This is a genomic window from Actinospica robiniae DSM 44927 (assembly GCF_000504285.1).
GTDB classification, from domain to species: domain Bacteria; phylum Actinomycetota; class Actinomycetes; order Streptomycetales; family Catenulisporaceae; genus Actinospica; species Actinospica robiniae.
The window spans coordinates 2,994,525-3,016,534 of record NZ_KI632511.1 but is presented as its reverse complement, the minus strand read 5'-3'; the positions used below and the strand labels follow the sequence as shown (position 1 = coordinate 3,016,534).

The 22,010-nt window shown below is 68.5% G+C and carries 21 protein-coding genes; 12 read left to right on the top strand and 9 right to left on the bottom strand.

The features are described 5' to 3' along the window. The first annotated feature begins 49 nt into the window (after positions 1-49). From ACTRO_RS12965 to ACTRO_RS12940, 6 genes are all read left to right on the top strand, one after another. Positions 50-370: a hypothetical protein gene (locus ACTRO_RS12965; RefSeq protein WP_157436120.1), complete on the top strand. Its 321-nt coding sequence runs from the start codon at positions 50-52 to the stop codon at positions 368-370. A gap of 225 nt (positions 371-595) precedes the next feature. Next, positions 596-1,138, top strand: a complete 543-nt coding sequence (locus ACTRO_RS12960) for an RICIN domain-containing protein (RefSeq protein WP_034263375.1) — start codon at positions 596-598, stop codon at positions 1,136-1,138. 139 nt (positions 1,139-1,277) lie between these two features. Further along, entirely contained in the window at positions 1,278-2,252 is a 975-nt protein-coding gene (locus tag ACTRO_RS12955; RefSeq protein ID WP_084316222.1) for a LysR family transcriptional regulator, read from the top strand. A 550-nt stretch (positions 2,253-2,802) separates the two neighbouring features. Next, complete coding sequence (locus tag ACTRO_RS43270; RefSeq protein WP_157436118.1) at positions 2,803-3,759, top strand: hypothetical protein; 957 nt, start codon at positions 2,803-2,805, stop codon at positions 3,757-3,759. Positions 3,760-4,599: 840 nt separating this feature from the next. Further along, positions 4,600-6,204, top strand: coding sequence for a glycoside hydrolase family 6 protein (locus tag ACTRO_RS12945; protein WP_084317064.1), 1,605 nt, complete (start codon positions 4,600-4,602; stop codon positions 6,202-6,204). A 169-nt stretch (positions 6,205-6,373) separates the two neighbouring features. Next, the gene (locus ACTRO_RS12940) at positions 6,374-6,919 is read left to right on the top strand and encodes a GNAT family N-acetyltransferase (RefSeq protein ID WP_034263374.1); all 546 of its coding nucleotides are present in this window, start codon (positions 6,374-6,376) and stop codon (positions 6,917-6,919) included. An 81-nt stretch (positions 6,920-7,000) separates the two neighbouring features. Here ACTRO_RS12940 and ACTRO_RS12935 read toward each other — a convergent pair whose 3' ends face one another. Continuing rightward, a complete protein-coding gene (locus tag ACTRO_RS12935; protein WP_034263373.1) occupies positions 7,001-7,294 on the bottom strand; it encodes a hypothetical protein in 294 nt (97 codons plus the stop codon). A gap of 93 nt (positions 7,295-7,387) precedes the next feature. Then, positions 7,388-7,876, bottom strand: a complete 489-nt coding sequence (locus ACTRO_RS12930; RefSeq protein WP_034263372.1) for a carboxymuconolactone decarboxylase family protein — start codon at positions 7,874-7,876, stop codon at positions 7,388-7,390. Between the two features lie 47 nt (positions 7,877-7,923). On the opposite strand from ACTRO_RS12930, the gene pdxR reads away from it, so the two are divergent. Continuing rightward, a complete protein-coding gene (gene pdxR, locus ACTRO_RS12925; RefSeq protein WP_051450758.1) occupies positions 7,924-9,393 on the top strand; it encodes a MocR-like pyridoxine biosynthesis transcription factor PdxR in 1,470 nt (489 codons plus the stop codon). On the opposite strand, the gene ACTRO_RS12920 is transcribed toward pdxR, so the two are convergent. The 5 genes from ACTRO_RS12920 to ACTRO_RS12900 form a co-directional block, all read right to left on the bottom strand. Beyond that, complete coding sequence (locus tag ACTRO_RS12920) at positions 9,300-9,689, bottom strand: hypothetical protein (protein ID WP_034263369.1); 390 nt, start codon at positions 9,687-9,689, stop codon at positions 9,300-9,302. The genes pdxR and ACTRO_RS12920 overlap by 94 nt on opposite strands. Positions 9,690-9,697: 8 nt before the next feature. Further along, the gene (locus tag ACTRO_RS12915) at positions 9,698-11,149 is read right to left on the bottom strand and encodes a ricin-type beta-trefoil lectin domain protein (protein ID WP_034263367.1); all 1,452 of its coding nucleotides are present in this window, start codon (positions 11,147-11,149) and stop codon (positions 9,698-9,700) included. A 105-nt stretch (positions 11,150-11,254) separates the two neighbouring features. Further along, positions 11,255-12,265, bottom strand: coding sequence for a glycoside hydrolase family 5 protein (locus ACTRO_RS12910; RefSeq protein WP_157436116.1), 1,011 nt, complete (start codon positions 12,263-12,265; stop codon positions 11,255-11,257). A gap of 270 nt (positions 12,266-12,535) precedes the next feature. Continuing rightward, the gene (locus ACTRO_RS12905; protein ID WP_051450757.1) at positions 12,536-14,740 is read right to left on the bottom strand and encodes a sensor domain-containing protein; all 2,205 of its coding nucleotides are present in this window, start codon (positions 14,738-14,740) and stop codon (positions 12,536-12,538) included. Between the two features lie 118 nt (positions 14,741-14,858). Further along, positions 14,859-15,185 carry a hypothetical protein gene (locus ACTRO_RS12900; RefSeq protein ID WP_034274622.1) on the bottom strand — a complete coding sequence of 109 codons (327 nt, stop codon included), beginning with the start codon at positions 15,183-15,185 and terminating at the stop codon, positions 14,859-14,861. On the opposite strand from ACTRO_RS12900, the gene ACTRO_RS12895 reads away from it, so the two are divergent. After that, the gene (locus tag ACTRO_RS12895; RefSeq protein ID WP_245594365.1) at positions 15,136-15,840 is read left to right on the top strand and encodes a DeoR/GlpR family DNA-binding transcription regulator; all 705 of its coding nucleotides are present in this window, start codon (positions 15,136-15,138) and stop codon (positions 15,838-15,840) included. The two genes, ACTRO_RS12900 and ACTRO_RS12895, sit on opposite strands and share 50 nt — an antisense overlap. Before the next feature lie 60 nt (positions 15,841-15,900). On the opposite strand, the gene ACTRO_RS47165 is transcribed toward ACTRO_RS12895, so the two are convergent. Continuing rightward, positions 15,901-16,506, bottom strand: coding sequence for a hypothetical protein (locus ACTRO_RS47165; RefSeq protein WP_034263365.1), 606 nt, complete (start codon positions 16,504-16,506; stop codon positions 15,901-15,903). Positions 16,507-16,707: 201 nt separating this feature from the next. On the opposite strand from ACTRO_RS47165, the gene ACTRO_RS12885 reads away from it, so the two are divergent. From ACTRO_RS12885 to ACTRO_RS12870, 4 genes are all read left to right on the top strand, one after another. Continuing rightward, positions 16,708-17,448, top strand: coding sequence for an SDR family NAD(P)-dependent oxidoreductase (locus tag ACTRO_RS12885; protein WP_034263363.1), 741 nt, complete (start codon positions 16,708-16,710; stop codon positions 17,446-17,448). Positions 17,449-18,238: 790 nt separating this feature from the next. Beyond that, the gene (locus ACTRO_RS12880; protein WP_034263362.1) at positions 18,239-19,546 is read left to right on the top strand and encodes an extracellular solute-binding protein; all 1,308 of its coding nucleotides are present in this window, start codon (positions 18,239-18,241) and stop codon (positions 19,544-19,546) included. Between the two features lie 11 nt (positions 19,547-19,557). Beyond that, a complete protein-coding gene (locus tag ACTRO_RS12875) occupies positions 19,558-20,580 on the top strand; it encodes a carbohydrate ABC transporter permease (protein ID WP_034263361.1) in 1,023 nt (340 codons plus the stop codon). Continuing rightward, complete coding sequence (locus ACTRO_RS12870; protein ID WP_034263360.1) at positions 20,580-21,464, top strand: carbohydrate ABC transporter permease; 885 nt, start codon at positions 20,580-20,582, stop codon at positions 21,462-21,464. Before ACTRO_RS12875 ends, ACTRO_RS12870 begins: the two co-directional genes overlap by 1 nt. Before the next feature lie 59 nt (positions 21,465-21,523). On the opposite strand, the gene ACTRO_RS45635 is transcribed toward ACTRO_RS12870, so the two are convergent. Continuing rightward, positions 21,524-21,979, bottom strand: a complete 456-nt coding sequence (locus ACTRO_RS45635) for a LapA family protein (protein WP_084317063.1) — start codon at positions 21,977-21,979, stop codon at positions 21,524-21,526. Positions 21,980-22,010 lie beyond the last annotated feature (31 nt).

Genomic DNA, 22,010 nt, shown 5'->3' with positions numbered 1-22,010 from the left:
CGGTCGCCTGCGGGCGCGAACCCCGGGCCGCGAAGCCTAGCGTCCCACCATGGACGACTGCGTAATGATCATCGCCGGATTCCCCACCGAAGACGACGCCCACTCCGCCGTGCACGCGGCAGTGGCAGGAGAGGCCGCGGCGCGAGCCCGCCTCCTCGGCAAGCGCTTGACCACCTGGCGCGGCGCCGACGGCAAGACGACCGAGGAGTACGAGTGGACCGCCGTGTTCGAGACGGTGATCCTCAAGCGCCCGGACGTGGCCGGCCTGATCAAGCGGTACCGCGGCAGCGCTGAGACCGCCGCCTGCGCCAGCGTCCGCAATAGCGAGCCGGACTACCAAAGCTGGGTCCACACCGCCACCGGCACCTAGCAGCCGGCCAGCCGGCCCGGCTCGGCCTGCCTCGCCGCCGCTCTCGGCTTGTGTGCCCGCTGTCCGTTGTCCGGCGAAAAGAACCCGTCCTGTCTCCCCCTCGGCATGGAGCACTCCGCCACCCGGTTCTCCATAAGCGCGAAGTTATCCCTACGACAGCGCGCCGTCGCGGCTCTTGTTTTTCGACGGCGGCTACAAGGGCCGCTGCGGAGGGGGAGACAAGAGATGAAGATCGGTATGAGCACCGGCGTCGCGCGCACCCGGCGGACGCGGATCGCGGCGGCCGCGGGGGCGGTTGCGCTGGCGGCGACGGGCGTGGTCGCGGGCGCCGCCTCGGCGCAGGCCTCCACCGGATTCACCATCCACATCACGCCGGACAACACCGCGTTCCTGCTGCTGGACGTGAGCGGCGGTTCGACCTCGCTGGGCGGCGGGGTCATCGACTGGGTCGCCAACGGCGGGGCCAACCAGTCCTGGACCTTCATCCCGTACAGCACCAACGTCTACGAGATCGAGAACAACAACAGCGGGATGTGCCTGACCACTGACAACGTCGCCGGCGACCAGGTCTACCAGTTCACCTGCCTCGGCGCCTCGACGCAGCTGTGGTACACCCAGCTGACGCCGGGCTCGACCTCGGACTGGACGATCGAGAGCCAGTCCAGCGGGCTGTACCTGGACGTGAACGGCGACAGCCCGTGGCAGGGCACCAGCATCGACACCTGGTACTTCAACGGCGGCTACAACCAGTACTTCGGCGCTATCTGACGCCGCCGTACCAGCCGGCCGCGCTGACCCGGGAACCCTGAGCCGCATCCCGGGGGCCGTGGGCGCGTCCCGGATTCTCACCCGGCGCACGGGAGCGAATCCGGGGCGCGACGCCGTTTCGCGCTCTACTCTCACCGGCATGGCAGGGGGAATGGACACCACAAGGCTGCGGGCTTTCCGCGAGGTGGCGAGACAGGGTTCTTTTACCGCTGCGGCCACCGCGCTGCAGATCAGCCAGCCGGCTGTGTCCCAGCACATCACGCGTTTGGAGCAGGAGTTCGGCTGCGCGCTGTTGGAGCGCTCGAGCCGTCGGGTGCGGCTGACCTCTGCGGGGGAGGTGTTCCTGCGCTACGTCGAGACCCTGCTGGCCGGTCTCGCCGAGACTCGGCGCGAACTGGCAGCGCTTTCTCGTTCGGACAGCGGTCCGCTGCGGGTGGCGGTGTTCCCGAGCGCGGTGGCCACCTTCGTCCCGGCCGCTGTCGGTGCCCTGCGAGAGCGGTTCCCAAAAGTCAGCGTCCTGATGACAGAACTCGATCCGCCACAGGCTCTGCCGCGTCTGCAGGCCGGAGACGTCGATCTCGCGGTCTGCTACGACTACCCGACCGTGGCTACACCGCCCGATCCGCGCCTGCGGATCGCCTCGTTGGCCGTGGACCGCATGGCGGTCGCGGTTCCGGCCGATGCGGTCGCGATGCGGCGCGGCCCGGTGCCCTTGGCCGACCTCGCGGCCGAGCAGTGGATCGCACCCGGGCCCTCACTGTGCCGTACTGCTCTCAACGAGGCCTGCCGCCGGGCCGGATTCACTCCAGAAGTGGTGTCAGAGACCAACAATTACCAGGCGATGATCGGCCTTGTCGCGGCCGGCGTGGGAATCGCTGTGGTCCCACGCCTCGTCGCCGGGTTCGCCTTGGGCCGGCCAGTTCGACTGCTGCCGCTGTCCGGGACACGGCTGGCGCGTCGCGTCGACATCGTCGACCGGGCCGGCGGCGCCCGCACTCCGGCAATGGAGTGTCTGCAAGAGATCCTCGCATCCGAGCTGGAGAAGGTGCTTGCCGCAGCGACGACCGGAGCGCAGCCGCAGTCGACGACGGTGAGGTCCGCGGCCGCTGCCTGAGGCCGCCCATGGGCAGTAGCGTGCGGCCCAGTCGGACTTTGCGGGCAGCCGACATCCAGGCTGGTCAGGAGCTAATGCTGTGGGTCGCCTGCGGCTCCTGCGTGACGGGGCGTGTGGCCGCGTACGTGATTCATCTCGGGGTTGGCTCACGTATGGGGACCAGCCAGAGGCTGCGTGGGCTGGACCTGCTTGGTTGTCGATCGGTAAAGGTGTGGCGTGCCGATTCGCGTGTGGGGATACTGCGTCAGTGACCGGTTCCGCACTGCCTCGACTTCTTCGACCTCGTGCCCTGAGGCCCGCGATGTAGTACAGCCGCCAGGCCATTGCCGCGCTGCGCGAAGCCTTCGGGGCCTCGGGAGCCCCGGCCCGGGCTGTGTTTGCGTTCGAAGAGCGGCGTGGCGAGATGCGCCGGGTCTCTGAGGCAGACGTGGTCTGGCGAGCGGCTCATCACTGGTCGCGGCACAGTTGCAGTAAATCGCGTGGCGCCGCTGTTCGGTAGGGATACCATGCGATGTCTCAGTGTGGAAGTCATTGACCGGAGGTGGGGGCGGTGCGCGTGCGAGCGGCGCTGTCGGTGGTGCTGTGTCTGACATTCGCCTCGGTCGCGGGGCCGGTGGCCGCTGCCGCGGCCGCGAGTTCGGCGCCTTCGAGCCTCGCGGTCACGCCGGCGACTGCGGCGAGCTGCGGCTCGGGCGATCTGGCGATGTCCGCGTCCGGCGGTGGCGTCGAGGCCCTCTCTCCGGGAGCCCGCTCCATCGAGTCGGTCACCTTGCGCAACAGCAGCTCCGCTGATTGTCCGGTCAGCGGGTTCGACGTGGTGCTCCTCCAGAATGGGCAGAACCCGCCGGAGCCGACGCTCCAGTGGCGCGTCGACGGCGGCGCGTGGCGAGGGGCCTCCCTGTCGCGGGACCACGGCTCCTCCAGCGACCCCTTGTGTGCGAGCCCTTGCTGGAAGACGAACCTCATCGCGATCGATGTGCCGGCTAAGAGGACGCTCACGATCGACATCGCGCTGATCTTCCAATCCGCCGGCTACACCTCCGAAGGTTTCTCGGGCGCCGCGAGCTACGTCGACGACACCGCATTCCCGCAATATCTCAACGGACCCTTGCTCTACTGGTCGTACGACAACGCCCAGGCGAGCAGCAAGGGCAGCGGTACCGGCAGCGGAGGCGGCGTGTCCAGCAGCGGCTCCGGCGGCAGCAAGTCGTCGGTGGTCAGTTCCCGGACACCGGCGCCGTCGCCGACTCACTCCGCTGCGCCGAGCCCCAAGGCCAGCCCGAGCCCCAGCCAGTCGGCATCCGCCGCCAGCCCCTCGGCGAGGTCCTCCTCGCCCGCGGCCGTCCCATCGCCGCGCACCGCCGCTGTCGCCGACGTCCGCTCAAGCGGCTCCGGCATGTCGGGGGTCATCGCACTGATCGCCCTCGTGGTCCTCGCGCTGGCGGCCGGCGCCGGATTCGTGTTGATGAGGCGACGTCGTGCCGGTCAGGCGACCGGTGAAAGCTAGTACGTCGACTTCGTCGGCTGACACGCAGTGGGTGTCGTTGAGCTGCAAGGATTTCCGGGCCGTGAAGTGGCTCGAACGAGCGCAGGCCGCTCCGTGATCATCGTGTTGTGACTCGGTCTGATCAAGGAACGGCCTGCTCGGCCACTATTGCGGGAGGGTTCGAGGAGCGCTTCGCGGAGCTGACTCGACTGCTCGTGCCCGTCTTTGCCCGGTGTGACCTGCGATCGAACGCGGAAGCGTACGTGCGTGCCTTGCTGGTGCCGGGCATGGCCGGCAACTGTGACCGTGCTGACCGTCCCCGAGATCTAGTGCCTGCTGACCACGACCGACAGCCGGAGAACGCCTGCAACCCGGCACATCGAATTCCATCTGGCCCCCCGAGGCGAAGCTGTTGTGGATCCGGGTTTGCGGCGCCGCCGGGATTGAGCACTCGCGCGCGCCATCGGCAGCCTGGAGTGGGGGTTGGGGGGTCGGCAGGCGCGAACGGCGAGAGTCGAAGGCCCGTGGCAAGCGTGTCGGCGACGGCGGGAAGGATAGATGGGGCGGTGCTGGGTGTTCATGGTCGTTGATTGGCTGTCGTGGCGGGGTGCGCTGGGGTGCCCTTGCGGGCGGCCTGAAGTGCTGGTTAGTCACTGTAGAGCTGACTGAGGGTCAGGTAGTTGGCGACATGACAGGGCGGTCGGTATTGGGGTTGGGGGTGTAAGTAAGTTTCACGGCTGGTTATTCGGCTCTGGCGCAGATGATCTAGGCCTTACTTGCGCTGCTGGAGGGAAAGCGCTGGTGGTAGGGGTGATTGTGGCGGGTACGGATGGGTGTCGGCGGGTGGGGGATGGCCGGGAGATGGCGAGCGTTTACGTTGCGGCCTTGTCCGGATACTGTCTGGCAGCCCGTTGTGCCAGGAGAGGACGGAAAGCGATGCGTGTACCGAAAGTTGCTGAAGAGGGACCTCGGCGAACGCCTGCTGCGGGGCGGAGGCGACGTTGCGCGGCTGCTACCGGGGCTGCGGTGTTCGCTACGGTCACGCTTGCCGGGTTGACGCAGTTGAGCGGTGTTGCTGTCGCCGGGAGCATTGCCGGCAGCACCCAGTTCTACGTCGACCCGAACACCGCCGTGGTGCAGTGGGATGCGGCTAACGCCGGCGACTCGCGCGAGCCGGCGATTGCCTCGCGGATTGCTTCGCAGCCGCAGGGGATCTGGTTCTCCAACTACAGCCCGTCGACTGTTCAGTCGGATGCCTCGGCGATCACTTCCGCAGCGGCTACGGCGGGGAAGACGCCGGTGCTGGTCATGTACAACATTCCGAACCGGGACTGCGGCGGGGCTTCGGCTGGAGGTGCGCCGGACATCGCCAGCTACGAGACTTACATTCAGAGTTTCGCGAATGGACTCGGGACCCACCAGGTGATCGTCATCCTGGAGCCGGACTCGCTCGCGCTGCAGACTTGCCTCTCTGCGCAGCAGGCTACGGACCGCGACAACGCACTTGCTTTTGCTGGCAAGGCGATTCACACCGCCGACCCGGCCGCCAAGGTGTACATGGACGCGGGGCACTCCAGCTGGAACTCTGCCTCCGCCCAGGCTGCCGCGTTGAACGCGGCGAGCGTGAAGACGAGCGCGGACGGGATCTTCTCCAACGTCTCCAACTTCATGACGACCTCCGACGAGGTCTCCTTCGACAAGCAGGTCTTGGCCGCGCTGGGCAACCCGTCGAACCTGCACATCGTCGTGGACACCAGCCGCAACGGGAACGGCCCTGCCTCGGGTGACCCCTGGTGCGACCCGAGTGGGCGCGCGCTCGGCCAGACGCCCACGGCGAACACGGGCGACTCGGCGGTCGACGCTTACCTGTGGATCAAGCCGCCCGGCGAGTCGGACGGTTGCGCGGATGCTGCCGGCACCTTCGACCCGGCGCTCGCCTACGCGCTGATCGCCAACGGGCCGAGCCAGAGTGCTGTGCCGTCTGTCTCTGCGTCGGCTTCGCGTTCGGCCTCGGCCTCGGCCTCGGCCTCGGCCTCGGCCTCGGCGTCGCCGTCTGCGTCTGCGTCTGCTTCTGCTTCTGCTTCGCACTCCGCCTCGGCTTCCGCTTCCGCCAGCCCGTCGGCTTCGCGGACGACGAGCGCGCCGGCCGGTGGCTGCCACGTCACCTACGCGAACCAGAGCGAGTGGGCCGGCGGCTTCACGGCCAGCCTCTCGATCACGAACAACGGCAGTTCCGCCATCAGCAGTTGGACCGTCACCTATCGGTACGCCGGCGACCAGAAGGTCACCAGCGCGTGGGGGGCGACGGAGTCGCAGAGCGGGACGACCGTCACCCTCACGAGCCTGTCGTACGACGGCGCGATCGCTGCCGGTGGGACCCTCACGGGTGTCGGCATGCAGGGCACGTGGTCGGCGAGCGACGCCGCGCCGGGCAGCTTCACGCTCAACGGCGTTGCCTGCTCCTGACCTCTGCCATCTGAATGCGCTCGCCCCGGTGCAGGGGCCGGGGCGAGCGCTGACTCGGCAAGTTTCTGAGCCCCGAGGGTGGGAAAGCCCGACGTGGCGGCTGATTCTGCTAGAGCTTGGCCGTGCTTCGCGGCTGCGTGTTGTCGGACCCTCTGCATATCTTGTCTCTATGGCAACGATCTATGTTCCCCAAGTGAGCCTTGAGCCCTGGTCGGAGGGCGACCTGGAGCTGCTTCGTAAGACGAACACGCCCGCGATGACCGAGTACCTCGGCGGTCCGGAGACCGAAGAACAGCTCGTCGCGCGGCACCGGCGCTATCTCGACCCGGATGCGAATGGGAACATGTTTCGGATCGTGCTGCCGGAAGGCGAGGTTGTGGGGTCGACCGGCTACTGGGATCACGAGTGGCATGGTGAGCCGGCCTATGAGACTGGCTATGGGATCCTGCCGGAGTTCCAGGGGCGCGGCCTGGCGGTAGCGGCGACCGGCGCGGTCGTCGGGAAGGCTAAAGCCGACGGCAGGCACCGTTTTCTACAAGCGTTTCCCTCAATAGACCACCTCGCATCGAACGCGGTCTGCCGCAAGGCGGGGTTCGTACTCGTCGAGGAGTGCGAGTTCGAGTACCCCAAGGGTCATTTCATGCCCTCGAACGTGTGGCGGATGGACCTGGCGGATAGGCCTGGGGTGGTCGATGCCGAGTCGTTCGTCGGGTGAGCATGCTTACGAGGGCATAGCGCTGGTTTCGTCCAGACGAAGTAACGGGCTTGGAGGCGGAATAGCTCGCCGAAGATCGCCTCACCTGGGGGCATGTCCATGGTGCCGTCGCCGCGGGCCCGCCCGAACCGGCTGATGTACCCGGGATCCTCGAGATGTCTGATGGATGGCGACGCCATGGCCGATCGCCGAGGTGGGTCCGTCCACGAGTTCGCCGATGGCCATGGTGCTGCCGACCGGCGCCGCGCCGGCGAGGGCGGCCGTGACCGCGGTGAGCGTGGTCACGGCCGGCGCCTGTGCGAAGGAGGAGCCGATGAGGTTGGGTATCGCCCACCGCGTCGACGGAGACGGCAGCCGGCTGGCATCCATGATCACGCCCGTTCCTCGCGGCATGGGCCGATCAAGGCGCGGTCGGATCACCGGAGAAAATCATTTTTCTGCGACGCTCCCCGTCGGCGCACTGCCGGCTTAGTCAACTGGCCAGACATGTGCTGCAACGTTCACCCTGTTCCAGGCGTTGATAGTGGTGATCAGCCAGACCAGCTCGGCCAGTTCGGTGTCCTCGAACTCGCGGGCGGCCGCGGCCCACACCTCGTCCGTGACGGGCCCGTCGGAGAGCCGGGTGACGGCCTCGGTCAGGTCGAGCGCGGCACGTTCCCGGGCGGTGAACAGGCCCGTCTCGCGCCAGACCGGAAGGAGCAGGACGCGGCGCTGCTGCTCCCCGCCGGACAGGGCGTCGGTCAGGTGCGTCTCGACGCAGTAGGCGCAGCCGTTGATCTGGGAGGCGCGGGCACGGACCAGCTCCTTGAGTCCGCTCTCGAGCCCTGATTCGGCGGTGGCCTTGTCCAGGGCGTTCATGGCGCGCATGGCGGCGGGGGCGAGCTTGTCGGCGGCCACGCGTTGGGCCGGGGCTGGGACGTAGGCGGCGGTCGCGGCGGTGTTCGTGTTCGTTGTCATGTCTTCGAATCTACGCGCGGAGTGGACCGATGCTAAGGTCCACTTCTATGCGCAAGGATTGGTCCACTTCTACGGGGTCGGGCGTTGACCTGCATCTCGACCTCGCGGCCGGGGAGGGTCGGCGGGACGGGTTGGAGCGCGCGCTGCGGTCCGCGATCCGCTCGGGACGGCTCGCGGCGGGTAGCCGGTTGCCGGCGACGCGGGTGCTGGCGGCCGAGCTGGGCCTTTCGCGGGGGACGGTGAGTGCGGCGTACGACCAGCTGGTGGCGGAGGGGTATCTGCTGGCGCGGCATGGTTCGGGCACGACGGTCGCGCACGTGCCGGACGCCGGGACCCGCCGGTCCGCGCGTTCCGTGGCACCGCTGCCGCACGATCTTGTGCCGGGGACGCCGGATGTGACGGCGTTTCCGGTCGAGGTGTGGCTGCGGGCGGCGCGCCGAGCGCTGAACGCGGCGCCGTCCTCGGCCTTCGGGTACGCCGGTGACCTGCGCGGGCGACCCGAGCTGCGCGCGTCGCTCGCCGACTATCTCGGCCGGGCGCGGGGGGTCGCGGCAAGCCCGGAGCGGATCGTCGTGGTCGGAGGGTATGTACAGGGCCTGAGCTTGCTGGCGCGTGCGCTGGGTCCCGGTGCATTCGGGATGGAGGATCCGTGCCTGCCGTTCCACCGCGAGATCGTGACGAACGCAAGTCGAGAGATCGTCGCGCTGCCCGTCGACGGCGATGGCGCCGACGTCTCCGGTCTCGGCTCTGGCCGACGGTCCCCGAACTGTGCCGCGGTGGTCGTGACTCCGGCCCACCAGTACCCGTCCGGTGTGACGCTGGCACCCGCCCGGCGCAGGCTGCTGATCGAATGGGCGAGGTCGAGCGGCGGAGTCGTGATCGAGGACGACTACGACGGGGAGTTCCGCTACGGCCGGCAGCCGGTCGGCGCGTTGCAGGGGATGGATCACGAGCACGTCGTCTACGCGGGCACTTGCGCGAAGGCGCTCGCGCCCGCACTGCGCCTAGGTTGGCTGGTGCTCCCCGCCACGCTCGTGGACCCGGTGATCGAGCAGTTGCGGCTGACGACGCTGCAGGTGGAGGCGCCTGGCCAGCTCACGCTAGCGGAGCTGATCAACAGTCACGCGTACGACCGGCAGATCCGCCTCGGCCGCGCGCGCTACCGTCGGCGTCGAGACGCGCTGATCGAAGGGCTCGCGCGATTGCCCAGACTCGGCGCGGCGGGCATCAGCGCGGGTCAGCATGTTCTGGTGCGGCTGCCGCAGGACGGTCCGGGGGAGGCCGACGTGATCGAGGCGGCGCGGCGGCGCGGTCTCGCGCTCAGTGGTCTGGCAGAGCACTGGCACGCGGGCCACGCCGCCACACGGCCTGCCGATGGCAGCCAGGGGCTGGTCGTCGGCTACGGCACGGGTTCGGAGTCAGCCTATCGAGCGGCGCTCGTCGTGTTCTTCGACGTGCTCGCCGATTTGTACGGTGGGTTCGAGACGGCGACGAGCTCCTTGGCGAGCGTGTCGTAGTACGTCACGGTCCAGCCGGGGCCGAGGACCTCGGCGGTCCGGGCTGCGAGGCGCAGGCCGATCGCGTTGAACGCGGCTTCGACCGCGTCGTTCGCGAATCCTGACTTGGCCGGGTCATCGGGCACGTAGGTCGCCTCGTAGGCGCGCTCCCACGTGTCGATGTCGGCGGCCAACTCCTTCGGGACGCCCAGCGAGGCCGGATCGACGTTGTCGCGGAATCCCGCCTTCTCCACCCAGAACGAGTAGCACTCGTACTCGGCCATGATCTTCAGATCGCCGGTGCCCGGCCTGCGCATCGCGTCCCCTAGCCCATCTTCCAGGACTGGCTCGCCGCACCGTCGCAGGTGGCGACGTCGAGCAGGCTTCCGTCGGCAGTGGCCGCGCCCGTGGTGTCGAGGCACAGCGTGCTGTCAGCGGAGCTGACGATGCTGCCGTCAGTGTTGACGGTCCACTGCTGGGCGGCTGAGCCGGTGCAGCTCTCGATGACTACGCCCGAGCCCGCCACGGGAGTCGACGTGCCGGCCTGCATGCACATGTCGCCGTAGACGGAGAGCTCGTGCGTGCTCGTCAGGTCCCAGGTCTGGTTGCCGCCGCCGTTGCAGTCCCACAGGTCGAGCTGCGTGCCCGCGGTGGTCGAGAAGCCCGGCACGTCGACGCAGCGGCCGGATGCGGTGCCGCTGATCTGAACGCCGGGAGGCGCGGCCGGCTGGTCGTTGACTGGCGGAACGCTGCCGAAGCCGTAGCCCCACTTGAGCTGCGCGACGCCGGAGGCGCTGTTGTCCACCAGACGGCCGTCGGCGTTCACGCTCTCGATCGAGTAGGAGTCCCCGGTGCGCAGGCCGGGCCAGTAGACCAGACCCATACCCATGCCGCGGGCGATGTCCGTGGTCGCGGCCAGATAAGCGGTGGAGACGTTTCCGTTGTGCGCCCCGTAGTTCAAGCCGATCGTCATCGGGGAGCCCGCCTCGTCGATGATCGTACGGCTGGCGTAGCCGCCGATCCGCGGAAGCAGGTTGTTGATCCAGTCGGCTTCGGTGGTGTAATCGGCCCAGTAACCGTAGAAGTGCAGCGACAGCAGCGTGCCGTCCAGCGCCGCGCTCGCGCCGACGGCGGTGACGTTGTCGTTGTAGCCGGTGCCGCTGACCACGACGCGGCCGCGTGGGATGTCGGTGCGGTCGGCGAGCCACTGGGTGCAGATCTGGATCCACTGCGCGGCGGTATAACCGTAAGGCTCGTTCATCGGCTCGAAGAAGACGCGCGGGTTGCTGCGGTACGTGGCCGTGACCGTGTCCCACATCTGGTTCCAGGCGGCGGTGTCGTCGATGACGCCGTCGTTCGAGGACTTCTCGTCCCAGTAGCTCAGGATGACCTTGTCGCCGGCCGCGGTCGCCGCGTCGATCGTCGCGCGGTAGGACTTCCACCACGCGGTCCCGACGCTTGCCGGGTTGATCGGCAGCCGCAGCGTGTCAGCACCCAGATTCTTGCGGAAGCCGGAGACCATGCTCTGCGTGATCCGGTAGACGGTCCCGTAGCTGTCGGAGGTGCTCAATCCGCTCGGCACGACCGGGCCGCTGGCGTAGTTGTCGCCCGGGGCGGCCCAGTTCACGCCGTCGAAGCTGCTCGGCGCCGCAGGAGCCAACTTCGCCGCCGGTTCCGATGAGCCGGACGCGCCGGACGCGGTCGCGGTCACGCCGATGGCGAGCAGGCCGGTCACGACGGCGAGGGCGGCGGTGCGGCGCCACGTGGGCAGTCTCATGGTGTTCGTGTCTCCCTGAGGTTCGATGTGCGGGTGTGGCGGGTATGGCGGGTGTGGCGAGTGCGCGGCGGCGGCGTGCGGGCCGCCGCCGCGCGGGGGATGGAATCAGTACCCCCAGCCCCAGCGGACCTGTGTGACGCCGGAGGCGTTGTTGTTCGACAGGCTGCTGCCGCTGTGGGACTCCATCGAGTACGAGTCGCCGGTCTTCAACCCGGCCCAGTAGACCGACCCCATCGAGTCGGTGCGGGCGGTGTCGGTGACTGCGGCGAGATACGACTGGTATTGGCCGTTGCCATGGTTCGTCAGATAGTTGATGCCGGTAGTCATGGGTGCGCCGAACTCGGTGACGATCGTCCGGCTCGCGTAGCCGCCGATGCGGCTGTTGAAGTCGGACACCCAGGCCGATTCGGTCGTGTAGCTGTTCCAAGTGCTGTAGTAGTGCAGCGATAGCAGGGTTCCGCTCAACGCGGATGAGGCGCCTTCGCTGGTCACGTGGTCGTCGTAGCCGGTGCCCGCGACGATCACGCGCCCGTGCGGGACGCTGGGGAACTCGGAGAGCCAGGACGATGCGATGGAGATCCACTGGCTCGCCGAGTATCCGTACGGCTCGTTCAGCGGCTCGAAGTACACGTTGGCGTTGCTGCCGTACTCGCTGACGACCGTGCTCCACATGCTCTGCCAGGCCGACATGTTCGTGATCGTCCCGACGCTGGAGCTCTCGGTCCAGCAGGCGATGATGACTTTCATGCCGTCGGCCAGCGCCGCGTCGATCGCGCCGCGGTAGGCGCTCCACCACGCTTGGCTGACGGACGGGGGGTTGATCGGCAGGCGTACGGTGTTCGCGCCGAGGTTGGCCTGGAAGGCCTTCACGTCGGTGTTCGCGACCGAGTAGACCTGCGCGTAGGTGTCGGAGGCGCTCAGGCCGTCCGGGATCACCCACCCGGAGTTGTAGTTGTCCCGGGTGTCTGCCCAGTTGACGCCCTTGAACTGGTTGGTCGCCGCCGCAGCCGGCTGCGCCTCGGCGACCCACGCCGCCGACACCGCGACCATGCTCGCGACCAGCACGACCCGCGTCAGTACCCGATGCACCCGGTGCGACATTGCACGAGTGGACATGTTTGCTCCGATCGGAAAACGAACCGAGGAGTGTCTGATTGTGTTTGATTCAGTTCATGGTTACGTAACCATGGGCAGTGTGGCCGCGCGCCAGAGGGCTGTCAAGGGTCGGGCAGCAGGATCGGCCGCCGCGGGGCGGAGGGCACCGCGGTGAAGAAACGGAACTGAACGGAACCGCCGGACGGAAGTCACCGCGCCGACGGATCGGACCTGCGGGCCGGACCTGCGGGTCTTAGGGGAGGTCTTGGCGCGGATCCGATAGCCGACGCCTCACGGGTTGAGGCACGCGCCCGCCGGGTCGTCGAGGAGAGACGAGAACGCCTCCGGCTCGAGCGGCAGGGAGAAGAGGAAGCCCTGTCCGTAGTCGCAACCGAGCTCCAGCAGGCGGGCGCGCTGCTGTGCCGTCTCCACCCCTTCGGCCACCACCTTCATGCCGAGTGCATGGGCGAGGGTGATGACCGCGACGACGATCGCGTCGTCTCCGCGAGCGCCGAGGCCTGCGACGAACAGGCGGTCGACCTTCAGTGCGGCGACCGGGACGTCGCGCAGGTGGGCGAGCGAGGAGAAGCCGGTGCCGTAGTCGTCGAGCGCGAACTGCACGCCGGCCGCCGGCAGGGTTTCGAGAGACGAGCGGGCCAGGGGTGAGGCCCGGTGTACTGCGGTCTCGGTGACTTCGAGGCACAGCCGGCTCGACGGCAAGGCGTTGCGGCTGAGCGCGTTTGCGACCGCGTCGACCAGGTCAGGGTCGTGCGAAAGCTGCCGGGGGGAGAGGTTGACCGCCATGTTCAGCCGCCGGCCGGTCGGCTGGGCGCGGTCCCACTCGGCCAGTTGCCGGCAGGCGGTCTCCAGCGCCCACCTGCCGATCGGGATGACGAGGCCGGAGTCCTCGGCGATCCCGATGAACTCGGCCGGCGGTAGCAGGCCGCGCTCGGGATGGCGCCACCGGATGAGCGCTTCCGCGCCGGTGACCCGCCCGTCGGCGAGCTCGACGACGGGTTGGTAGACGAGTTCGAACTCGCTCTGCTCGCCGGCGCGGCGCAGCTCGTGTTCCAGGTCCACCCGGCGCACGACCGTCTTGCGGGCCGCGGGCGCGAAGAAGCGGTAGCCGCCGGTGGCACTCTCCGAGGCCTTCGCCTCGTACATCGCCGCGTCGGCGTCGCGCAGCAGCGAATCCGCCGTGCTCGAGCGGCCTTCGGACAGCGCGATGCCGATGCTCGCGCTCATGTGGACCTGCTTGCCGGCGCAGGAGAACGGCGGGGTCAGGCTCTGGCATACGTGCTCGGCGACCACGGCCGCCTCCCGCTGGTCCTCGAGGTTCTCGCACAGGACCACGAACTCGTCTCCGCCGAAGCGCGCCACCAGGTCGCCCCGGCGCACGGCCTGGCGCAGCCGGCCGGCCACGGCGGTGAGCAGCTCGTCCCCGACGGCGTGCCCGAGCCCGTCGTTGACCAGCTTGAACCGGTCCAGGTCGAGGAAGAGCAGGGCGAGCCGGCCGCGGTCGGCGTCCAGCTCGATCGCCTGCTTGATCCGGCTCACCAGCAGGGTGCGGTTGGGCAGGCCGGTGAGCGGATCGCGTACGGCCCGCTCGGCCAGCGCCTGCTCGATCCGCCGCCGCTCGGTCAGGTCCCGGCTCACCGTCAGGATGCTGCGGACCCGGCCCTCCTCCTCGGTCACCTCGGGTACGAAGCGGGTGTTGAGGAAGATCTCCCGGCCCCCCGCCAGCAGACTCAGTTCCCGTTCCACCCCGGCGCCGGTCTCCAGCACCTCCCGCAGCGCGTCGTCCCAGTCCCGGGTGAACTGCGCGGAGAAGCCCATCTCACCGATGGTGTGGCCCAGGATCGCGTCCAGCGAGAGCCCGGTCAGCTCCGCCGCCGCCGGGTTCGCGTAGGAGCAGCGCAGCTCCCGGTCGAACCGGGACATCGGGTCCGGGCTGGTGTCGATCAGCATCCTGAGCTCCCGGCCGACCCGGTCCAGCTCGGCCGTGCGCGCGACCAGCTCGCTCTCGGCGTTCTTGCGGGCGGTGATGTCGCGGCTGATGCCGAAGGTGCCGATGATCCGGCCGTCGAAGTCGCGCAGCGGCTGCTTGCTCGTGCTCAGGCACACCTCGTCGCCCGTGGGCGAGCGCATGTGCGATTCCTCGTGGTCGGTGACCGCGGTCCCGGTGCGCATGATCATCTGCTCGATCTCGACGGTGGCCGCCGCCTGCTCCTCGGTGAAGTACGCGGACGCCGGCCGGCCGATCATCGTGGCCGGATCCTTCGCGCCGGTGTACGCGGCGGCGCTGGCGCTCGCGCGCAGGAAGTTCGAGTCGCGGTCTTTGAAGTAGATGTTGTCCGCGCTGGCGGAGAGCAGGTTGTGCAGGCAGATGCGGTCGAGCTCCGACTCGTCGACCGCCGGCTCCCGGGCCTCGCCGGGCGCCGCGGCAGCGTCGGCCCGCCGTGCGCCGGCCTCGCCGTCTCCCGTATCCGCCGCCATCGAGGTGCCCGCTTCCTCACGTCGGGATGGGTCGCGCGCCGCGACCCGGGCGCCGGCCCCGCTCACTCCGCGCGTGCGGCTATTTTATCCGGGATACGGGGGTTTCACCCGGCGGTTCTCACGACTCGGCGCGAGGGATCTGGTCGAGCGAGGTGTAGACCGGGATGCCGCGTTCGCGGGCGATCGCGACGTCCTGATCGGCGCCACGGGACTCGCCAGGCAGGCGCAGCACGGCGTCGCAGTGCTGGAGCAGCCGCTCGGCGGTCGGGTACATCACCTGCGCGGCCAGGGGGTCCGCGGGGCCGCTCGGCCCGGCGCTCTCCAGCACCGGCAGCGCCACCCATTCGCCGATCTGCAAGGATCTACTGCTCGAACGCCTGAGCCGGGACGGGCGCGTGGTGGCCAAGGACCTCGCCGCCGAGCTGGGTATTTCGCCCGACAGCATCCGGCGCGACCTGCGCGAACTCGACGCGGCCGGGCTCGCCGTACGGGTCTGCGGCGGCGCTTTGCCCGCATCCCCGGCGGTCATCGACTACGCCGCCCGCACCGCCGTCGCCCTGGACAGCAAGCGTCGTGTCGCCGCGGCGGCGGCCACGCTCAGCCATCCGGGCGGCACGGTCATCCTCGACGGCGGGACCACGACCCGGGCTGTGGTCGACGCGCTGCCGCGCACGCTGGAATGCACGGTGATCACGCACAGCCCGACCATTGCCGCCGCGCTGCTCGATCACGCGGCCGAGGTCTTCTTGCTCGGCGGCAGGCTCTTCAAGCACTCCGCGGTGACCTGCGGCGCCGCGGCGGCGGAGGCTGCGGCGCAGATCAGCGCGGAGGTCTTCCTTCTCGGCGTTACCGGCGTGCACCCGAGCGCCGGCCTGACCACCGCGGACGCCGACGAGGCAGCGATGAAGCGCGTGCTGGCCGGCCGGGCCGCCGACACCTACGTCCTCGCGAGCGCGGAGAAGATCGGTACCGCCTCTCGCTACCGCGTCCTCCCGCTCGACGAGGTCACCGCGATCGTCACCGACGTGGAGGACGAGGGCGACACAGTGCTCGACGAGCTGGTCGCCCAAGGCGTGGAAATCATAAGGGAGCGTACATAGCGGCCCGGGTGTCTGACCGCTGTGCTGCGGTCGGGCACCCGGGCTCGTCTGAAGAGCTCGTCACTTCTTGACGATGGACTCCACCCAGGAGATGAAGTTCGCCGTGGACGTCGAGTCCCCGGTCGTCTCGGCGGTCGTGTGCGCTTGGGCCCACACAGTGGCGAACTGGATGTCGCGGACGCCGTAGTTCTGCAAGGCCAGCAGCAGGTTGATCTCGGTCGTGTTGGCGGTGTCGCCCTGCATGATGCCGGTGTGGATGCGCCAGTGCGGCGAGACCTTCGACTGGCGGTAGCCGCCGAAGGCCGGGGATACGATCGGAGCCGTGTGCGCCGAGTACCTGCCGAACCTACCCTTCGGGTTGACCCGCGCGGTGTACGTGCTGCCGTCGCTGTTGAGAGTCGCCGTCAGATACGCGCCCGGCACGTAGATCGAGAGGTTCTCGTAGTCCGGTGCCTCCGGGTTCGCGGCGTACACGTTCCCGATCTGGTAATAGACGTCGTTCGCAGCGTCGTAGGACCAGGCGGTCGAGTCGAACTGCAGCGAGTACGCGCCGTTCGAGGGCGAGCTGTCGGCGAAGGCCGTGCCGACCGAGCCCTCGGCGACTCCGAATGCGGCCAGTGCCGCGGCGCCGGCGCCCTGGAAGACGGTTCTCCGTCTGATCTCCACCCGTGGACCTCCTTGTACATCGGGGGTGCGCCGCCGGGGAGCGGCGGCCCGTCTGGAGGCTAACGGTCGCCATGATTGGTCTCAATACTATTGACAATTGTCTTCGGATGAAGATCCGAGTCAGGATCCTCATGAATCCCTCAGAACGCCAGGTCTGATTGCCGCCAGCGACTTTCCGCCGCGCCTGTGAAGCTCGTGGCCATGAACCGACTCGAAGGAAAAGTCGCCCTGGTGACCGGTGGGAGCCGGGGCATCGGCGCCGCCGTCGCGCTGCGCCTGGCCGAAGAGGGCGCCGATGTCGCGGTGACGTACGAGACGAGCGCGGAGCGGGCCGCCGAGGTCGTCGAGCAGATCAAGGGCCTCGGCCGACGTGCACTGGCCGTGCGAGCCGACTGCGCCGCCCCGGAGGCGCTGGTAGGCGCGGTGAATGAGGCTGCTGGGACGTTCGGCGCTCTGGACGTCCTGGTCAACAATGCCGCGGTGTACATCACCGGCCCGCTCGAGGAGCTGGGGGAGGCGGAGATCGACCGCACGTTGGCGGTGAACGTCCGCGCCCCGTTCCTGGCGGCTCAGGCGGCGGTGCGTCACATGGACGGCGGGGGCAGCATCGTCAACATCGGCAGCAACGTGGCCGGGCGCACGCCCTTTCCGCAACTGGCCCTCTACGCGATGAGCAAGACGGCCCTGATCGGCATGACCAAGGGCCTGGCCCGGGAGCTCGGACCGCGGGGCATCACCGTCAACCTGGTGCATCCCGGGCCGACCGACACCGATTCCAATCCGGCCGACGGCCCGGCCGCCGCCACGATCGCCGGCTTCACGGCCCTGGGCCGTTACGCCGAGGCTTCGGAGATCGCGGCCACGGTCGCCCACCTGGCGGGTCCGGACGGACGGTATATCAGCGGAGCGGTGCTCGCGGTCGACGGTGGATTCACCGCCTGAGAAGGACTCCCTACAGACGGCGATGTCCGACGCCGCGGGACCTCCGCGGCGCCGGGCATCGCTGACGGTTTTCGCCTCGCGGCGTGATGCGGCCAAAGAGCACGGCCGGGCCTGACGGCAGGACGGTCTCGAGGCACTCGGCAGGTCGGCGATCGCGCCGGCCTGCTTCGCGTTTTGATCACGGAATCGCGACGATTTGCTTGCCGGGCGGGTGCGGCGCGGACGGCGCGCTGATCGAAAGTTTCAGGCAATGGCCACGCCCCGCCCCGGCGGATCCCGGCCGTCGGCCGCGTGGAGCGACTCCAGTCGCACGTGGCTTCGACAACGCGTGGACACGAGTTGCGCAGCGTGTGCGCGAGGAATGTCCGGAAAGTCCGGTTAAAGAGGGAAATTCGAGGCCGATAGGAGCGCGAAGATCGAAACGTTTCGGGAACCGTCGCCGACTTCCTCTTGAATGTTTCGATGGGCTTTCGGAAATCAGTCATTGACTGGCGCCCCGCGCCGAGCGCATACTCTCCAGCGAGCGAAATCTCCCCGTGACGGAGACGAATCCGTGCGGTCACAGCCCGCCCACCTGGCCTGCCTACCCGGCATGCCCGGAGCCGGAAAGCAGGGTCGCCGTGCTCGTCACGACTTCGCGCACGCACCGAAACCAGAGGGTCGCGGCGGGTTTGTGGTGGACCGTTCCCGTTCAACCGTGCTCGAAAGTTTCGGTGCGCGGTAGGCCATCTCCATCCGCAAGCTCATCCCGCTCCATGCCACAACGACGACAGATCAGGGAGTTTCCACGATGACGAGGAAAACACGCGGCGCGACAGTTGCCGCGATCGGTTTGGGCATCGCACTGGCCGCCAGCGCCTGTGCGGGCGGCAGCAGTGGCGGCAGTGGCGGCAGTGGCGACTCCGCCGGTGGCAAGGTCACCGTGACGTTCTGGGAGAACGCGACCAACGGCCCGGACGGCCTCGCGTACTTCCAGTCCGCGGCCAAGGCGTTCGAGGCGATCCACCCGAACGTCACGATCCAGTACCAGACCATCCAGAACGAAGACTTCGACGGCAAGCTGCAGACCGCGCTCAACGCGAACTCGGCGCCGGACATCTTCCTGCAGCGCGGCGGCGGCAAGATGCAGGCCGAGGTGGATGCCGGGCAGCTGCAGGCGCTGAACCTCTCCGCCACGGACAAGACCAACGTCGGCGCGGGCGCGCTGGCCGGCCTGTCGATCGACGGCCAGGCCTACGCGGTGCCCTTCGACACCCAGCCCGAGGGCATCTACTACAGCAAGGACCTGTTCCAGCAGGCCGGCATCACCACGACGCCGACGACGATCGACGAGCTCGAGGCCGACGTCGCGCTGCTGAAGAAGATCAACGTCGCGCCGATCGCGGTGGGCGCCAAGGACGCGTGGCCGGCGGCGCACTGGTACTACAACTTCGCGGTGCGCGAGTGCAGCCAGGCCACTCTGGCCAGCACCGCCAAGTCGCTGCAGTTCTCCGACGCCTGCTGGACCAAGGCCGGTGACGATCTGGCCGCGTTCCTGAAGGTCAGCCCCTTCCAGAACGGCTTCCTGACCACCGCCGCCCAGCAGGGCGCCGGCTCCTCGGCCGGCATGCTGGCCAACCACAAGGCGGCCATGGAGCTCATGGGCAGCTGGGACCCGGGTGTGATCAGCAGCCTGACCCCGAACCAGAAGCCGCTGCCGGACCTCGGCTGGTTCCCGTTCCCCGCGGTGACCGGCGGCCAGGGCGACCCGAGCGCGATCATGGGCGGCAGCGACTCGTACTCGCTGTCCAAGAACGCGCCCAAGGAAGCCCTCGAGTTCCTCGAGTTCCTGGTCACGAAGGACCAGCAGGTGGCCTACGCCAAGGCCTTCCAGTCGATCCCGGTGAACCAGGCCGCGCAGTCGGGCATCACCGAGTCCTACAACGTCTCGGCGCTGCAGGCCGCCAACAAGGCCACCTACTCCGTGCTCTACCTCGACACCCAGTTCGGCCAGAACGTGGGTAACGCGATGAACACGGCCGTGGTCAACATGATGGCGGGCAAGGGGAACGCCGCGGGCATCGTCTCGGCTTCCAATGCTGCTGCCGCGAAGGGCTGAGTAGTTAGATTATGAGTGAGTCCCTGGGTACTGACACCGTCGCCGGGAGCCAGTCGCAGGGCACGTTCGGGGCCGGGGGCGCGGGTGTGACCGCGTCTCCGGCTCCGCCGCGAGCGGCCGCGCGCCGCCGCGGGCGTGCCCGGATGCGGTTGGAGATCACCCTGCTGTCCGGGCCGGCGATCATCATGTTCCTCGCGTTCGTGATCTTCCCGGTCGCCGTCGCCGCGTACTACGGCTTCTACCGGTGGCACGGGTACGGCCCGGCCACCGACTGGGTGGGCCTGAACAACTACAAGCTCATCTTCACCGACCCGGCGTTCCAGCAGGTGCTGTGGCACAACCTGCTGATCGTGGTGCTCTCCCTGGTGATCCAGGGCCCGCTCGCGATCATCATGGCGCTGTTGTTGAACCAGAAGATGCGCGGGCGCGGGCTGATCCGGGTGCTCATCTTCGTGCCCTACGTCATCTCCGAGGTCATCGTCGGGACCGGCTGGTCGCTCATGCTCCAGGCCAACGGCGCGATGAACGACCTGCTCGGGCACATCGGGCTCGGCGCGCTGCAGTCGGACTGGCTCGCGGATCCGAACCTGGCGCTCTGGACGCTGATGGCGATCATCTCGTGGAAGTACATCGGGTTCGCGGTGATCCTGATGCTCGCCGGGCTGCAGTCGATCCCGGACGAGATCTACGAGGCCGCCGCGATCGACGGGGCCTCGTTCTGGCAGATGCAGCGGCGTATCACGGTGCCGCTGCTCGGGCCCACGATCCGGATCTGGGCGTTCCTCTCGATCATCGGTTCGCTCCAGCTGTTCGACCTGGTCTACATCATCTGGGGCCAGTACGTCTCGGGTACCGCCGGGACCTCGACCATGGCGATCTACATGGTCGCCCAGGGCCGCGACGCGGGCAACTACGGGTACGGCTCGGCCGTGGCCGTGGTGATGTTCCTGATCTCGCTCGTGGTCGCCCTGATCTACCAGCGTTTCGTGCTACGCCGCGACCTGCGCGGGGCCGTTACCGAAGGGACCGTGTGATGGCCGCCGCCTCCAGTACCCGGGTCTGGACCCCGGCCGGACGCAACCGGGACCGGCGCCGCCAGAAGGAGCAGTGGGGCAACCCGGTCACCTACTTCATCGCGCTGATCTTCATCGCGGTGTGTATCGCCCCGGTGCTCTACCTCGTTCTGGGCGGGTTCCGTACCAACTCCCAGATCACCACCAGCCCCGCCGGACTGCCCCACCCCTGGGTGCTGTCGAACTACACCGGGATCCTGAAGTCCTCCACGTTCTGGGGCGAGTTCGCCAACTCCACCGTGGTGGCCCTGGTCAGCTCGGTGGGGATCGTGGCCCTCGGGCTGATGGTCTCGTTCGTGATCGCGCGTTACGACTTCAAGCTCAAGGGCGCGATGTACTCGCTGTTCGCCGCGGGCCTGATGTTCCCCCTCGTGATCGCGATCACGCCGCTCTACATCGTGATCAAGGATCTCGGGCTGATCGACAACCTGTTCGGGATCATCATCCCGCAGATCGCGTTCGGCCTGCCGACCACGGTGATCATCCTGGTGCCGTTCCTGCGCGCGATCCCCAAGGAGATCGAGGAGGCCGCCGCGCTCGACGGCGCCAGCCGCCTCGGGTTCTTCGCCCGCATGGTCCTGCCGCTCTCGCTGCCCGGGGTGGTCACCACCGGGATCCTCGCGTTCATCGGCAGCTGGAACAACTACGTCCTACCGCTCTACGTGATCAACTCCCAGCGCAACTTCACCCTCCCGCTCGGAGTCCAGCAGTTCTCCTCCCAGTACTCCACCGACACCGCGAAAGTCCTCGCGTTCACCTCCCTCGCCATGCTCCCCGCCCTGATCTTCTTCTCCATCTTCCAGAAGCGCATCGTCGGCGGACTCACCGGAGCAGTCAAGGGATAACAACACCCCGCTGAGACCACGGCTCCGCACCGGATGACACAACGCCCGGTGCGGAGCCGTCAGCGTGTGTGCAGCCGTCGGGCGGCCCGCTTGAGCTGGATGATCCGTCCGGTGCCGGGGACGACGACCAGCAGGACGCCGAACGCCGCAGCCATCAGGAGCGCGACCCCGACCGGGGCGTTCCAGTGCGCGCCGTAGAGATGGATCTCCACTCGTTGCCCGTTCTGGAGGACGAAGACGAGCAGGAGGACCAGGATCGCGGCGCCGAACGAGAGCATCACCCACAGGTCCCCGAGCCGGGTGCGCTGCACGGCCAGCGGGTCCGGATGTGCCGGCGCAGCGGGGCGGGCGCCCTCGTCAGGGGGAGATACGGGGTCTGGTTCCCGCCTCGGTTCCGTCCCCGGCGAGGTGTCGGCGCGGTCGAAGGTGCCGGTGACGCTGTCGCCGTCGGCGTTGTCGGGCTGCTGCGGCGGTTCGGCGCCGCGCGCTTCAGATGGTTCCGCTACTGATGCCATGGCGTCCTCTCCGACGGCGGGCACGGCAATC